The following is a 12639-nucleotide window of genomic DNA, read 5'->3' as shown; positions in this document are numbered from 1 at the left end:
CCAACGGGCCAACCCACCCCCGACCCCTCCCTTCCAGGGAGGGGAGAGGCTGAATGTCGATTGCCCTAGAACCGGTACCCGATTCCCAGCAGCGCCTGTGCGATCACATCGGCGTCGGCACCCTCGACCTCGAAGCCGTACAGCCCCGCCGTCAGACTGCCATAGGCCCGCCCGAACCGGCGATAATAGCCGCCCTGTGCGCCCGCGCCCCACGCGTCCAATCCGCCCTCGATTCCGCTGACGAAATAATTGCCATAAACATCGGCGCTGAACGACGACCGGCCATCGATCGCCCATTGGCCGAAGCCCTGGACATAATAGCTTTCGTCGCGCGAACGATAGATCACCGCACCCGGCACCGGCGGGATATAGAAACGCCGGCTGGAATAGCCTGCACCCAGCCCCAGCCGGGTCGGCCCCCGCGTGATCGAATAGACCGCATCGATACCGCGCGCACGGAAGGTCGCCGCGCTGATCGACTGGAACACCGGCGTCAGGCACGCGCCGGCATTCGACTGCCCCTCGGGCGTCACCCCGCCGCCGAACACGCACCCGCCATAGCGTGCGCCGAACGGATCCTGCCCGTCGATATAGTTGGTCGGCAGTTGCGCCAGCGATCCTGTCAGCTGCCGGCCAAAGGTGGTGACGCTGTCATACACCCCGACCTGTACCGCCGCACCCGGCCCGGTCTGCCATTGCAGCGACGCGGTATAGCTCATCGATCCATAGCGCCGACCCAGCCGCGCCTCCAGCGCGGTACGCGGCGACGGCCGCCACAACACGCCCGCATCCCAGATCAGCCCGTCGGTGTCGTAGGCGATGCGCGGCGCGGACGCCGGATCGGTCACGAAGCGCCCCGCGCCGTCGAGCACCGCCTGCCCCTGCGCATCGACCAGCGGATCGCGCTGCGTCACCTCGATCTTTTCATAGCCGACGCCGCCGACCGCCGCGAGCGTGCGGGTAATCGGCAGCACCGCGTCGACCCGGCCGTATGCGCCCTCGAACTTCTGGTCGAGCTGGCCGGCATCCTCACGCAGCCACGCGCCCGACACGGTAAAGCCGATCGGCAGGATCGTGCCCGCCCGCGTACCCGCGCTGCCCATCACCAGATGGCTGGTCGCTTCGTCGAAATAATCGACACGCCGCTGTCCGGGCGCCAGATCGATCGCTCCCGGTGCCTCGGCCTTTACATAGCCGAACTGATAGGTGCCGTTGACCGCGAACGGTCCGACCCGCGTCGCGATCGTCGGTCCGGCATATAGGCCATAGACCTGCGCGGTATTGACGTTGCTGGCGTTGACGAACGGCCCGAAGCCGCCACCGCGCTGGTCGCCGCGCGCCCGCGTCGCGATCGCTCCGCCTTCGAGGTTCAGCCAGCGGGTGATCGCTACATTGGCGCGCGCCAGCCCCGAATGGATCTCGCCGCTGCCGAAATCGCTGCCCCAGTCGAACAGCCGTTGATACTGGTAATTGGCCTGTACCTGCACGCGCTGCGTCGTGATCTGCGCATCGACCCCGGCGGTCAGCTGCGTATAGGTCACCACGTCGCCGTCGGTCAGGTCGGCGGCGACCGCCTGTCCGACTTCGATATAGGGGCTGACGTCGACCCGCTGCGCCTGTGCCGGCACGGCGGTCGCGATCAGGACCGGCAGGACCGCCGCGCGCATCAATCCTGTTCCTGCCCGTAATAGCCGAAGCGCGGCCCCTCGGCACGATAGGTCGTTGCGTTCAGCAGCAACTGGATCTCCTCGCACCCATCCAGCAACGCGACCGCTTCGCGCAGATCGGCTTCGCTGCTGCGGTCGGCGCGGACCACCAGTACCGTCTGCCCGACCAGGGTCGCCAGCACCGCCGCCGACGACGCCGCCAATGCCGGCGGCGAATCGAACAGGAGGATGCGATCGGGATCGGCCGCGAGCAGCGCATCGAGCACTTCCCGCGCCCGGTCGCTGCGCAGCAACTCGGTATCGGCGTTGGTCCGCGTACCCGCCGGCAGGATCGACAGCTGCGGCACGTCGGTCGGGATCACGAGCGCCTCGGGATCGACGCTCGCGTCGCCCAGTGCGTCGAGCAGCCCGCGCTCCGCCTGCAACCCCAGCCGGCCCAGAATGTCGGGCTTGTTGAAATCGGCATCGACCAGCAGGACGTTCAGATCGCGCTCGGCCGCCAGCGACAACGCCAGATTGATCGCACAGAACGTCTTGCCGTCGCCCGGCTGCGCCGAACACAGCAGGATCATCCGTGCCGCATCCTCGTCACGCTTGGCGATGTCCGCGCCGGTCGCCAGCAACTGCCGCTTCACCAGCCGGAATTCCTCGGCCAGCGCGGTCACCGGCCCGCCGGGCACCAGCATCCCACCCTCGGCCAGCGCGTCGCGATCGATCTTCGCCCGATCGACCGGTCGAATGCGCGCGGCCGGCATCGGCTTCTTCGGCGCCGGCGCAACCTCCGCGACCGGTTCCGTCGGGACCTCGGGAGCCGGCGCCATCTGCCAATGCGCCGCCGCCCGCTCCAGCAGCGATTGGCTACGCAAGCCACGATGCGACTGATCGTTCACTCGGCCGTCCTCCCTTCAGGCAACCAGCCCGCGTTGCGCGAACTCGAGGCCCAACAACAGCACGAACGCCGCCAGCAGCGCCCCCGCGCCCCCCGCGAACAGCTTCAACCGCCGCTGCCGCTCGGCGCGCACCGCATCGGTCACGACTTCGCCAATCGCACCCAGCACCGGCATCCCGCTGATCTTCTCCAACCGTGCCGCCGTGGCAAAGCTGGTCTTCAACTTGCTGAGCGCGAACGACGCGCCCAAGCCCGCGCCGATCCCAACGACCAATACGCCCAGCAGCAGCAACGGCCGGTTGGGCGCGGTGGGTGCGCGCGGCTGGGTCGGCGGGTCGATCACGCTGAACTTCACCGCGTCGGTATCGGTCTGCACGCTGCTCTGGATCCGTACCTGTTCGCGGTCCTGGAACAGCGAGTCATATTGTTGCTTGAGCGAGGCGATATCGCGGTCGAGCTGCGACTGCTGCGCCGCCGCCTGCGGATCGGCGGCGATCTTCGCCTGCAATCCGTTCAGCTGCCCTTCGATCTGCTGCTTGCGCTGGCTCAGCTCCGCGACCGTCGCCTGCCGGTCGGCCTGCGTCGCGCGAAGTTGCAGGTAGAACGGGTTGGGCGATGCCGCCGTGCCGCCGCTCACGCCACCGCCCTCGCCGCGTGCCGCCGTTCGTGCCGCCGCCAGCTGCCGGTTCAGCGCGACCATGTCGGGATGGGCATCGGTCCACCCGCGGCTGCGCCCTTCGGCGATCTGCCCCTCGATCGCGTTCAGCCGCGCGCGTGCCGGCCCGACCGTCGCCGTCCCCACCGTTCCCGGCAGCGTCGCCGCCGTGCCCGCCAGCTGCGCATTGGCCGCCGACAGGCTCGACTGCGCCGCTGCGAGGTCGCCGTCGATCTGCGCCAGTTCGGCGCGTGCGTTCGACATGCGGTCGTCGAGCGACCCCGTCCCCGGCAACATCGCCATATATTGCGCCTGAAACGCCTGCCGCCGCGCCTCGGCATCGGCCAGCTGCCGCTGCCGCTGGTCCAGCTGTTGGTCGAGGAAGCGTAGCGACTGCACCGTCCCATCGCGGTCGCTGGCCAGATTATCCTCGACGAAGATGTCGATCATCTTCTGCACGATCTCGCGCGCCAGTTTCGGATTGCCCGCCGTCGCCGAAATCTCGAACAGATTGTCCTGCTGCGCGGTCAGCTTGATCGCGTTCTGCAGCGACGCCACCCGGTCCGCCACGTCGCGGTCGTTGGCGATCGTCTCGGCCATCGACGTGCCGCGCACGACCTTCTCGAGGTTCACCGCCGAGGTCAGCGTCTGGCGGATCCGGTCGATATCCTTTGCCTGCGCATTCTGCGCCACCGCCGCCTCGGCCCCCGGCAGCACCTGCCGCATCTCGACCATCACCCGCGCGGTCGACTGATAGCTGTTGGGAATCTGGCTGACGACCAGCCACCCCGCCAGACACACGCCCCACGCGATCGCCAGCGCGATCCAGCGGCGCTGCCAGATCGCGTGGAGGATCAGCTTCAGCTCCCCATACAGCCCGTCCATGTCAGAACATGCTCTCGGGGATGATGATGACGTCGCCCGGCTGCAACTTCACGTTCGCGCTCGAATCGCCATTCTTCAACAGGCTGGAGATGCGAAGCCCGAACTCCTCCTGCTTGCCCGTCGCCCGGTCATAGCGCACCAGCCGCGCCCGATTGCCCGAGGCATATTGGTTCAGCCCCCCGACCGCGATCATCGCGTCGAGCAGCGTCATGTTCGCCCGGTACGGCAGCGACGCCGGCTTTTCGGTCGCGCCGACCACGCGCACCTGCTGGCTGAACGTGCCCGAGAAATTTTCGACGATCACCGATACCAGCGGGTCCTTCACATATTCGCCCAGCGCCAGCTTCAGGTCGTCGGCCAGCATCGCCGGCGTCTTGCCGGTGGCGGGCATGTCGTTGATCAGCGGCGTGGTGATCCGCCCGTCGGGGCGCACCTGCACCTTCGCCGACAGCTCCGGGTTGCGCCAAACGAAGATGCTCAGCTGGTCTAGCGGCCCGATCACATAGGCCTCGCCCGGTGCCTCCTTCGCCTGCACGAACGGCGCGGGCGGCAGTTCGGGGCGCGTCGCACCGCCGGCGCATCCGCCCAGCACCGCGCACAGCGCCAATCCGGCAACTCCATCCCTGCGACGCATAAAACTTCCTTATTCGAACGCGCGCGGCCAAGACCGCACAGGACTGTAGCCCGCTATGCCGGCAAAGGGGTAAACATCCGGTTGAGTACAGCAACAAGCGCCGACCCTGTCCCATTTTGCGACAGTCGGTTGCTAACCATCTGCCCCGACCAGCAATTCGCGTGCCGGAGGATGCCCGAGAAATGCGGCAGGACTGGCGGTCGCGCCATAAGCCCCCGCCAGAAACAGCACGATCGTATCGCCGACCGCCACCGGCGGCAGCGCCACCCGGTCCGCTAGCCGGTCGAGCGGCGTGCACAGGCACCCGACCACCGACGCCGTCATGGTCGCCGCCGCATCCATCCGCTCGGCCACCGCCACCGGATAATTGCGCCGCACCACCGTCCCGAAATTGCCGCTCGCCGCCAATTGATGATGCAGACCGCCATCGACCACCACGAACGTCTCGCCGCCGCTCTCCTTCACGTCGACCACGCGCGTGCAATAGACACCCGCCTCGCCGACCAGCCAACGCCCCAGTTCGACCGCGAACCCCGTCGTGCGCAACGCATCGCCGCGCACCGCCAGCCGCTCGCCAAGCGCCGCGCCGACCCCTTCGACATCCACCGGCACATCGCCCGCGAAATAGGGGATGCCGAACCCGCCGCCCAGATTGACGAACGCCGGCACCGCGCCCGCCTCCTCCGACAACCGTTCGGCGAGCGTCACCGTCGCCGCCTGCGCCTCGACGATCGCGGCAGTGTCGAGCGTCTGCGACCCCGCAAAGATATGGAACCCATGCCAGTCCGCCCCGACCGCCACCAGCCGCCGCACCAAAGCCGGCACCCGCGCCGCATCGATCCCGAACGGCGAAGCACGTCCGCCCATCCGCATCCCCGATCCGCGCAGTTCGAAATCGGGGTTCACCCGCACCGCAATCCGTGGGGCCAGCCCCAGCCGATCGCCGATCGCCAGCGCCCGGTCGGCCTCTCCCTCCGACTCGACATGCAGCGTCGCCCCAGCCTTGATCGCCGCCGCCAGTTCGTCGTCACGCTTGCCCGGCCCGGCAAAGCTGATCGCCACCGCCGGCTTCTCTCCCAGCGCCATCGCCAGTTCGCCGCCCGACGCGACGTCCAGCCCGTCGACCAGCGGCGCGATCATCGCCAGCAAGTCGCGATGCGGATTGGCCTTGATCGCATAATGAACACCGACGCCCGGCGGCAAAGCCGCGCGCAACCGCGCGACCCGCGCCGCGATCGCAGCAGCGTCGTACAAGAACGCCGGCGTATCCCCTGCACGCTCGAGCAATTCGGCAAAGTCGCTCCCGCCGACCAACAACCGCGACTGCCCGGCAAAGCCCGCCGGAATCGGCCCGATCGGCTTCATGCCATCACCCCTTCCGCCAGCGCCCGCACCGCCACCCGGTCGAGCTTGCCATTGGCGTTGCGCGGCATCGCCTCGACCCAGACATAGTGCGCCGGCTGCTGGAAGCTCGGCAGGTCGCGCCGCAGCCGCGCCCGTACCGCCTCCTCGGCATCCTCGATCGCCGCCCGCGCGACGACGACGATCGCCTGCCCCTGACGCGGATCGGGCAGTCCGACCGCCACCGCCTCCGCGACCTCACCGCCGGCCTCGACCGCTTCCTCGACCTCGGTCGGGCTGATCCGGTTGCCGGCCACCTTCATCATCTCGTCATCGCGTCCCACGAAGCGCAGCAATCCGTCCGCGCCTTCCGCCACCGTATCGCCCGACCATACCGCCATGCCGCCACTCGCCATCCACGTCGGCGCCGGCCGAAACCGCAGCACGGTCCGCTCGGCATCCTGCCAATATCCCTGCGCGACCAGCGGCCCGGCATGGACCAGCTCGCCCGGCTCATCCGGCCCCGCGCGGCTGCCATCGGCACGCACCACCACCACTTCGGCAAAGGGGATCGCCGTCCCCATCGCCTCGGGCTTCGCATCGATCAGCGCCGGGTCGAGGAAGGTCGATCGAAACGCCTCGGTCAGCCCATACATCGCAAACAGCTCCGCCCCGGCGAAACGGTCGCGCAACCCCCGCACCATGCGCGGCGTCAGCGCCCCACCCGAATTGGTCAGCCGTCGCAACCGCGCCGCCGTCGCCGCCGGCCAGTCCGCCTCCAGCAACTGCGTCCACAGCGGCGGTACACCGGCCAGCGTCGTCGCCGCGAACCGCTCGACCGCCTTCACCACATCGCGCGCCGTCAGATAGTCGAGCGGCACCACCGCGCCCCCCGCCGCCCAGGTCGAAAGCAACTGGTTCTGCCCATAATCGAAACTCAGCGGCAGCACCGCCAGCACGCGGTCGTCGGGCGTGATCCGCAGATAATGCGCGACCGAAATCGCCCCCAGCCACAAATTGGCATGGCTCAGCATGACCCCCTTGGGCCGCCCGGTCGACCCCGAGGTATAGAGGATCGCCGCCAGCGCCTCCGGGTCGCCGTCGAGCGCCTCGGCCCGCGGCCCGTCGGGTGCATCGGTCACGACCGTGCATCCCTCGGGCACATCCCCCGGCTCCAGCGAAGCCACCCGCGCCGCCTGCGTCACCAGCAACGACGCCCCGCTATCGGCAAGGATATGCGCCACCTGCGCCCGTTTCAGCGCCGGATTGACCGGCACATGCACCAATCCCGCCCGCGCCGCCGCCAGCGGCATGACGCACGCCAGCCGCGTCTTGGGCAACCACGTCGCCACCCGCGCTCCCGCCGGCAATCCCCGCAATCCCCCCGCCACTCGCGCAACCAGCGCTTCGAGTTCGGCAAAGGTCAACGTGCCCTCGCGGTCGATCAACGCCGGCGCATCGGGGTCGCCACGCAAAGGCAAGCGGTCGATCGTCTGCGGAACCGGATCAAGCATGTCCGCGCCTTAACGCAAATACGATGCGTATTGAACCGCGCGGCTTTCCACCAAATTGCTCCCCTCCCTGACAAGGGAGGGGTTGGGGGTGGGTAGGTTTGAGGCTGGCGTGACGCTCCCTCGCAGACCGCCCCACCCCCGGCCCCTCCCTTGTCCGGGAGGGGAGAGGACGACGCGCTATCGATACCGATCGCCCCCCCCCAACCCGCCACCTTGGCATCCCGCCGCCCAGCCCCTAAACACCCGCGATCCGGCGACCCTATCGCCGACGGGGGAAATAACGTGATCGCACAGGGTTCAGCATCGACCGAGGAAACCGTCCGCGCCGTGTTGCGCGACGTGCTGGGCCTGTCCGCCGAACGTGCCGCCGCGTTCGACGATGCGACGCCGTTGTTCGGTGCCTTGCCCGAGCTTGATTCGATGGCGGTCGCGGGCGTCCTGACCGAGATGGAGGACCGGCTCGGCATCCTCATCGAAGACGACGATATCGATGGCGAGACGATGGAAACCTTCGGCTCGCTGGTCCGCTTCGCGAGCGCCAAGGCGCCCGCTTGATCGACCGCTACGACTGGCCCGGCGGCAAAGAGGCGCTCTGGCGCTTCGGTCCTGCCACCGGCCCGGTCGTCCTGCTGCTGCTCCCCCCGTTCGAGGAGGCGAACCGCACCCGCACCTTCGCGGTCGGCCTGCTCCGTGCACTCGCCGCCCGCGACGTCGGCGCGATGCTGCCCGACCTGCCCGGACAAGGCGACAGCCTGCTTCCGACCGCAGCCGCCACGCTCGCCGACTGGCGTAGCGCCGTCTCCGCCCTCGTCGCCGCGACCGACCGTCCGGTCATCACCGCCGCCATCCGTGCCGCCGCGCTGTTCGATCACGACGCCGATGTCGCCGGCCGCTGGCACCTCGCCCCGCAATCGGGCGAGCGGCTGCTCCGCGAACTCGCCCGTATCGGCCTCGATCGCGACGGGGACATCGCCGAAGTCGGCGGCAACCGCCTGTCCACTTCGCTGCTCGCCGAACTGGAGACCGCGACACCCGTAACCGCCCAGCCGCTGCGTACCGTCCGCCTCGGCACAGATCCCGGCATGGCAGACCTCCGCATCGACTCCGCCCCGCTATGGCGGCGCAGCGAACCCGGCGACGACCCCGATCTCGCCAATGTCCTTGCCGACGACCTCGCCGCCTGGAGCCGCGCATGCGCCGGCCGGTGACGATCCCCTGCGCCGGCGAAACCATCGCCGCGACGCTCGATCCCGCCGAAGGTGACACTGCGCTGCTGATCGTCTCGGGCGGCAACGAACTGCGCATCGGGGCGCATCGTGGCATGGCGTTGCTGGCGGCGGCGGTGGCGGCGGCGGGTTATCCGGTGCTGCGCTACGACCGGCGCGGTATCGGCGATTCGACCGGGACCAACGGCGGATTTCTGTCGGCCGCACCCGACCTGATGTGCGCCACCGCATGGCTGCGTGCGGCCACCGGTGCAAAGCGGATCGTCGGCTTCGGCAATTGCGACGCGGCGACCACGCTCGCGCTGTTCCACGGACCGGCCGGCATCGACCGTCTGCTCCTCGCAAACCCATGGGTCGTGGAGCCGACCAACGACCTGCCGCCCCCCGCTGCCATCCGCGCAACCTATGCCCAGCGGCTCGTTTCACCCTCCGCGTGGCGGCGCCTGCTGACCGGCCGTGTCAACTTCCGCCGCCTGACGCGCGGATTGGCCACCATCGCCACCGCCAGCCGAACCTCGACTGGCCTGACCAATCGCGTCGCCGAAGGATTAGGCTCCGACGTCCCGACCGAAATCCTGTTGGCAACCGGTGACCACACCGCCCGCGCATTTCTCGCTGCGTGGCACCTTCGTCACCTTTCGCCGCTCCGCGCCCATATCCCCCTGCACCAGCACGATTCCGCCAGCCACAGCTTCGCCCGCCCCGCCGATCGCGACTGGCTGCGGACGCAGATACTGGCCGCGCTCAGTCGAGATTAGGCCGCAGCCACCGCTCCGCCTGCTCGACGCTCACCCCCCGCCGCGCCGCATAATCCTGCAACTGGTCCCGCCCGATCCGCGCCACCCCGAAATAGGCGCTATCCGGGTGCCCGAAATAGAAGCCCGACACCGCCGCCGTCGGCAGCATGGCGAAGCTATCGGTCAGCGTGATTCCAGTGGCTTGGCTCGCACCCAGCATCTCGAACAGGATCGGTTTCTGGCTATGGTCGGGACATGCCGGATAGCCCGGCGCCGGACGGATGCCGCGATACTGCTCGCGGATCATCGCTTCGTTGGTCAGTTGCTCGTCGGGGGCATAGCCCCACAGCACCGTCCGCACATGATGATGCAGCCGCTCGGCAAACGCCTCCGCCAACCGGTCGGCCAGCGCCTTCAGCAAGATGTCCTGATAATCGTCATTCTCGACCTTGAACCGCGCGATATGCGGGTCGATCCCGTGGATGCCGACCGCGAACCCGCCCATCCAGTCACCTGCCGGATCGACGAAATCCGCCAGACACATATTCGCCCGCCCTTCGCGCTTCTGCACCTGTTGCCGCAGGAACGGCATGCGGATGGCATGGGTCGCATGGCTGTTCTGCAGCGGCGTCGCGAACTCGTGCGGCACGCCCGACAGCGGCGACACCCGTCCGGCCTCCAGCGCCGGCTCGATCTGTTCGGCGGGTACGTCGACGATCACGTCATCGCCCTGCGCATGGGCGCGCCACAGCGCCGCAACCCCCTTCGCCGTCAGCCATTTTTCGGCCACGATCCGGTCGAGCATCGCCTGCGCATCCTCGTACAGCGACGATGCACTCTCGCCCACGACCTCGTCGGTCAGGATCGCCGGGAAATTGCCGGCAAGCTCCCACGCGCGGAAGAACGGCGTCCAGTCGATATAGTCGCGCAAGTCCGACAGATCCCAGTCCTCGAACACGTGCCGCCCCGGCTGTGCAGGCGGAGCAGGCTTCTGCGCGAAATCGCTCTTGAAGCCGTTGACGCGTGCGTCCGCGATCGGGGTCAGTTCGCTCTGTCCCTTGCCCGCCCGCGCGATCCGCACCGCTTCGTAATCCGCCGCGACCTGCTCGACATAGGCATTCCGCCCGGTCTCGCTGACCAACGTCGTCGCGACCCCGACCGCCCGGCTTGCATCGAGCACATGGACGATCGGTCCGTCATACGCCGGCGAAATCCTAAGCGCAGTATGGACCTTCGACGTCGTCGCCCCGCCGATCAGCAGCGGCATGGTCATGCCTGCCCGCTTCATTTCCTCGGCAACGGTCACCATCTCGTCCAGCGACGGCGTGATCAGCCCCGACAGGCCGATCATGTCGGCATCATTCTCGTTCGCGGCGTCGAGGATCTTGGTCCACGGCACCATCACGCCCAGATCGACCACTTCGAAGCCGTTGCACTGAAGCACGACGCCGACGATATTCTTCCCGATGTCATGCACGTCGCCCTTGACGGTCGCCATGATGATCTTGCCCTTGCCCTTGGCCCCCGGTTCCTTGGCGGCTTCGATGAACGGCAGCAGATGGGCGACCGCCTTCTTCATCACCCGCGCGGACTTCACGACCTGCGGCAGGAACATCTTGCCCGATCCGAACAGGTCGCCGACGACGTTCATCCCGTCCATCAGCGGCCCTTCGATCACCTCGATGGGCCTCGCGAATTGCTGGCGGCATTCCTCGGTATCGTCGACGACATGCGCGTCGATGCCCTTGACCAGCGCATATTCCAGCCGCTTGACGACCGGCAGCGAGCGCCATTCCGCCGCCGCCTTCTCGGCGACCGCATCGGTGCCCTTGTATTTCTCCGCCAGCGCGATCAGGCGGTCGGTCGCGCCCGGATCACGGTTGAGGATCACATCCTCGCAAGCGGCGCGCAGTTCGGCATCGATCGTATCGTACACGTCGAGCTGCCCGGCATTGACGATCCCCATGTCCATCCCCGCCGGAATGGCGTGGTAGAGGAAGATCGAGTGCATCGCACGCCGCACCGGCTCGTTACCGCGAAAGCTGAACGACAGGTTCGATAGCCCGCCGGAGATATGGCAATGCGGGCAGCGCGCCTTGATCTCGCGGCACGCCTCGATGAAGTCGACGCCGTAATTGTTATGCTCCTCGATCCCCGTCGCCACCGCGAAGATGTTCGGATCGAAGATGATGTCCTCGGGCGGAAAGCCGATGGTCATCAGCAGGTCGTAAGCCCGGGAGCAGATTTCGACCTTGCGCGCCTGCGTATCTGCCTGTCCGACCTCGTCGAACGCCATGACCACGACCGCCGCGCCATAGTTCATGCAGATGCGGGCGTGGCGCAGAAACTGTTCCTCGCCTTCCTTCATGCTGATCGAATTGACGATCGGCTTGCCGCTGACGCACTTCAGCCCCGCCTCGATCACGTCCCATTTGGAACTGTCGACCATCACCGGGATGCGCGCGATGTCCGGTTCGGCCTGGATCAGCTTGAGGAACGTCGTCATCGCGTGATGCGCGTCGAGCAGCCCCTCGTCCATATTGACGTCGAGCACCTGCGCCCCGCTCTCGACCTGTTGCAGCGCGACCTCGACTGCGGCGGCATAGTCGCCGGCCATCACCAGCTTCTTGAAGCGCGCGGAGCCGGTTACGTTGGTGCGTTCGCCGATATTGACGAAATTGGTCGAGGCGTTTCGAGACTGATTCATTTCACCAACAATTTTCGAAGGAGGTCAGCCTGAGACGGGCCGCTGCTAACAAAGGATTCGCGCACTCTGGCCAGAAAGGACGTGGACCGCATCCTTTCCAGCAATATCAGGAACCTATCTTCCGCGTCTGTTTGAGCATTATTGATCGAATCGACGAAACCATTGATCGCCGGATACAGGTCAACGTTACCGTCCATGACTAGCTTGGTGAGTTCGACGAAGATATCGTGCTTCTTCGGCGTTCCCGCTCTCCACAGTTCGACAAGCTTCGCGGCGACGATGGAATAGCTTGTGCGCCGCGTGGAGGCGATCGTAGCGACCCGGCTGAACATTAATGCGAGCAGCGCGGTCGCGATAGCGCCGATGATCTTCAATAGCATATGG

At 67.4% G+C, this 12639-nt stretch carries 11 protein-coding genes; 3 read left to right on the top strand and 8 right to left on the bottom strand.

Features of this window, described 5'->3' with window-relative positions:
- Positions 1-65: 65 nt before the first annotated feature.
- The 6 genes from ASE59_RS02535 to ASE59_RS02510 all read right to left on the bottom strand — a co-directional run bounded on the left by ASE59_RS02535 (position 66) and on the right by ASE59_RS02510 (position 7585).
- On the bottom strand, positions 66-1667 hold the full coding sequence (locus tag ASE59_RS02535) for a hypothetical protein (RefSeq protein WP_056451639.1): 1602 nt from the start codon (positions 1665-1667) through the stop codon (positions 66-68).
- The gene (locus ASE59_RS02530; RefSeq protein ID WP_056451637.1) at positions 1667-2557 is read right to left on the bottom strand and encodes an AAA family ATPase; all 891 of its coding nucleotides are present in this window, start codon (positions 2555-2557) and stop codon (positions 1667-1669) included. Before ASE59_RS02530 ends, ASE59_RS02535 begins: the two co-directional genes overlap by 1 nt.
- A gap of 15 nt (positions 2558-2572) precedes the next feature.
- A complete protein-coding gene (locus ASE59_RS02525) occupies positions 2573-4096 on the bottom strand; it encodes an XrtA system polysaccharide chain length determinant (protein WP_056451635.1) in 1524 nt (507 codons plus the stop codon).
- A 1-nt stretch (position 4097) separates the two neighbouring features.
- A complete protein-coding gene (locus tag ASE59_RS02520; RefSeq protein ID WP_056451633.1) occupies positions 4098-4730 on the bottom strand; it encodes an XrtA/PEP-CTERM system exopolysaccharide export protein in 633 nt (210 codons plus the stop codon).
- Positions 4731-4862: 132 nt separating this feature from the next.
- Entirely contained in the window at positions 4863-6095 is a 1233-nt protein-coding gene (locus ASE59_RS02515) for a pyridoxal-dependent decarboxylase, exosortase A system-associated (protein WP_056451632.1), read from the bottom strand.
- Entirely contained in the window at positions 6092-7585 is a 1494-nt protein-coding gene (locus tag ASE59_RS02510; protein ID WP_056451630.1) for an acyl-CoA ligase (AMP-forming), exosortase A system-associated, read from the bottom strand. The genes ASE59_RS02515 and ASE59_RS02510 overlap by 4 nt, the downstream gene beginning before the upstream one ends.
- Positions 7586-7867: 282 nt before the next feature.
- Here ASE59_RS02510 and ASE59_RS02505 point away from each other — a divergent pair, with 282 nt between their 5' ends.
- The 3 genes from ASE59_RS02505 to ASE59_RS02495 are packed head-to-tail and all read left to right on the top strand — an operon-like array spanning position 7868 to position 9569.
- Entirely contained in the window at positions 7868-8140 is a 273-nt protein-coding gene (locus ASE59_RS02505) for an acyl carrier protein (RefSeq protein ID WP_056451629.1), read from the top strand.
- Complete coding sequence (locus ASE59_RS02500) at positions 8137-8793, top strand: hypothetical protein (RefSeq protein ID WP_056451627.1); 657 nt, start codon at positions 8137-8139, stop codon at positions 8791-8793. Before ASE59_RS02505 ends, ASE59_RS02500 begins: the two co-directional genes overlap by 4 nt.
- Positions 8778-9569, top strand: a complete 792-nt coding sequence (locus ASE59_RS02495; RefSeq protein WP_056451625.1) for a hydrolase 1, exosortase A system-associated — start codon at positions 8778-8780, stop codon at positions 9567-9569. Before ASE59_RS02500 ends, ASE59_RS02495 begins: the two co-directional genes overlap by 16 nt.
- Here the strand turns inward: ASE59_RS02495 and metH are convergent.
- Positions 9556-12255 (bottom strand): methionine synthase, encoded by a 2700-nt coding sequence (metH, locus tag ASE59_RS02490; protein ID WP_056451620.1) that lies wholly within the window; start codon positions 12253-12255, stop codon positions 9556-9558. The genes ASE59_RS02495 and metH overlap by 14 nt on opposite strands.
- Positions 12252-12635 carry a hypothetical protein gene (locus tag ASE59_RS02485; protein WP_235515615.1) on the bottom strand — a complete coding sequence of 128 codons (384 nt, stop codon included), beginning with the start codon at positions 12633-12635 and terminating at the stop codon, positions 12252-12254. The genes metH and ASE59_RS02485 overlap by 4 nt, the downstream gene beginning before the upstream one ends.
- Positions 12636-12639 lie beyond the last annotated feature (4 nt).

The sequence above is a fragment of the Sphingomonas sp. Leaf10 genome, from assembly GCF_001421245.1.
Taxonomy (GTDB): Bacteria; Pseudomonadota; Alphaproteobacteria; order Sphingomonadales; family Sphingomonadaceae; genus Sphingomonas.
The sequence above is the reverse complement of the archived record's forward strand: the minus strand, read 5'-3'. Positions and strand labels throughout refer to the sequence as shown.

Bases quoted from the DNA above. Each gene is read 5' to 3' on its own strand.
- ASE59_RS02525 (WP_056451635.1), bottom strand. From the start codon at position 4,096: ATGGACGGGCTGTATGGGGAGCTGAAGCTGATCCTCCACGCGATCTGG.
- ASE59_RS02515 (WP_056451632.1), bottom strand. From the start codon at position 6,095: ATGAAGCCGATCGGGCCGATTCCGGCGGGCTTTGCCGGGCAGTCGCGG.
- ASE59_RS02520 (WP_056451633.1), bottom strand. From the start codon at position 4,730: ATGCGTCGCAGGGATGGAGTTGCCGGATTGGCGCTGTGCGCGGTGCTG.
- metH (WP_056451620.1), bottom strand. From the start codon at position 12,255: ATGAATCAGTCTCGAAACGCCTCGACCAATTTCGTCAATATCGGCGAA.
- ASE59_RS02495 (WP_056451625.1), top strand. From the start codon at position 8,778: ATGCGCCGGCCGGTGACGATCCCCTGCGCCGGCGAAACCATCGCCGCG.
- ASE59_RS02535 (WP_056451639.1), bottom strand. From the start codon at position 1,667: ATGCGCGCGGCGGTCCTGCCGGTCCTGATCGCGACCGCCGTGCCGGCA.
- ASE59_RS02485 (WP_235515615.1), bottom strand. From the start codon at position 12,635: ATGCTATTGAAGATCATCGGCGCTATCGCGACCGCGCTGCTCGCATTA.
- ASE59_RS02510 (WP_056451630.1), bottom strand. From the start codon at position 7,585: ATGCTTGATCCGGTTCCGCAGACGATCGACCGCTTGCCTTTGCGTGGC.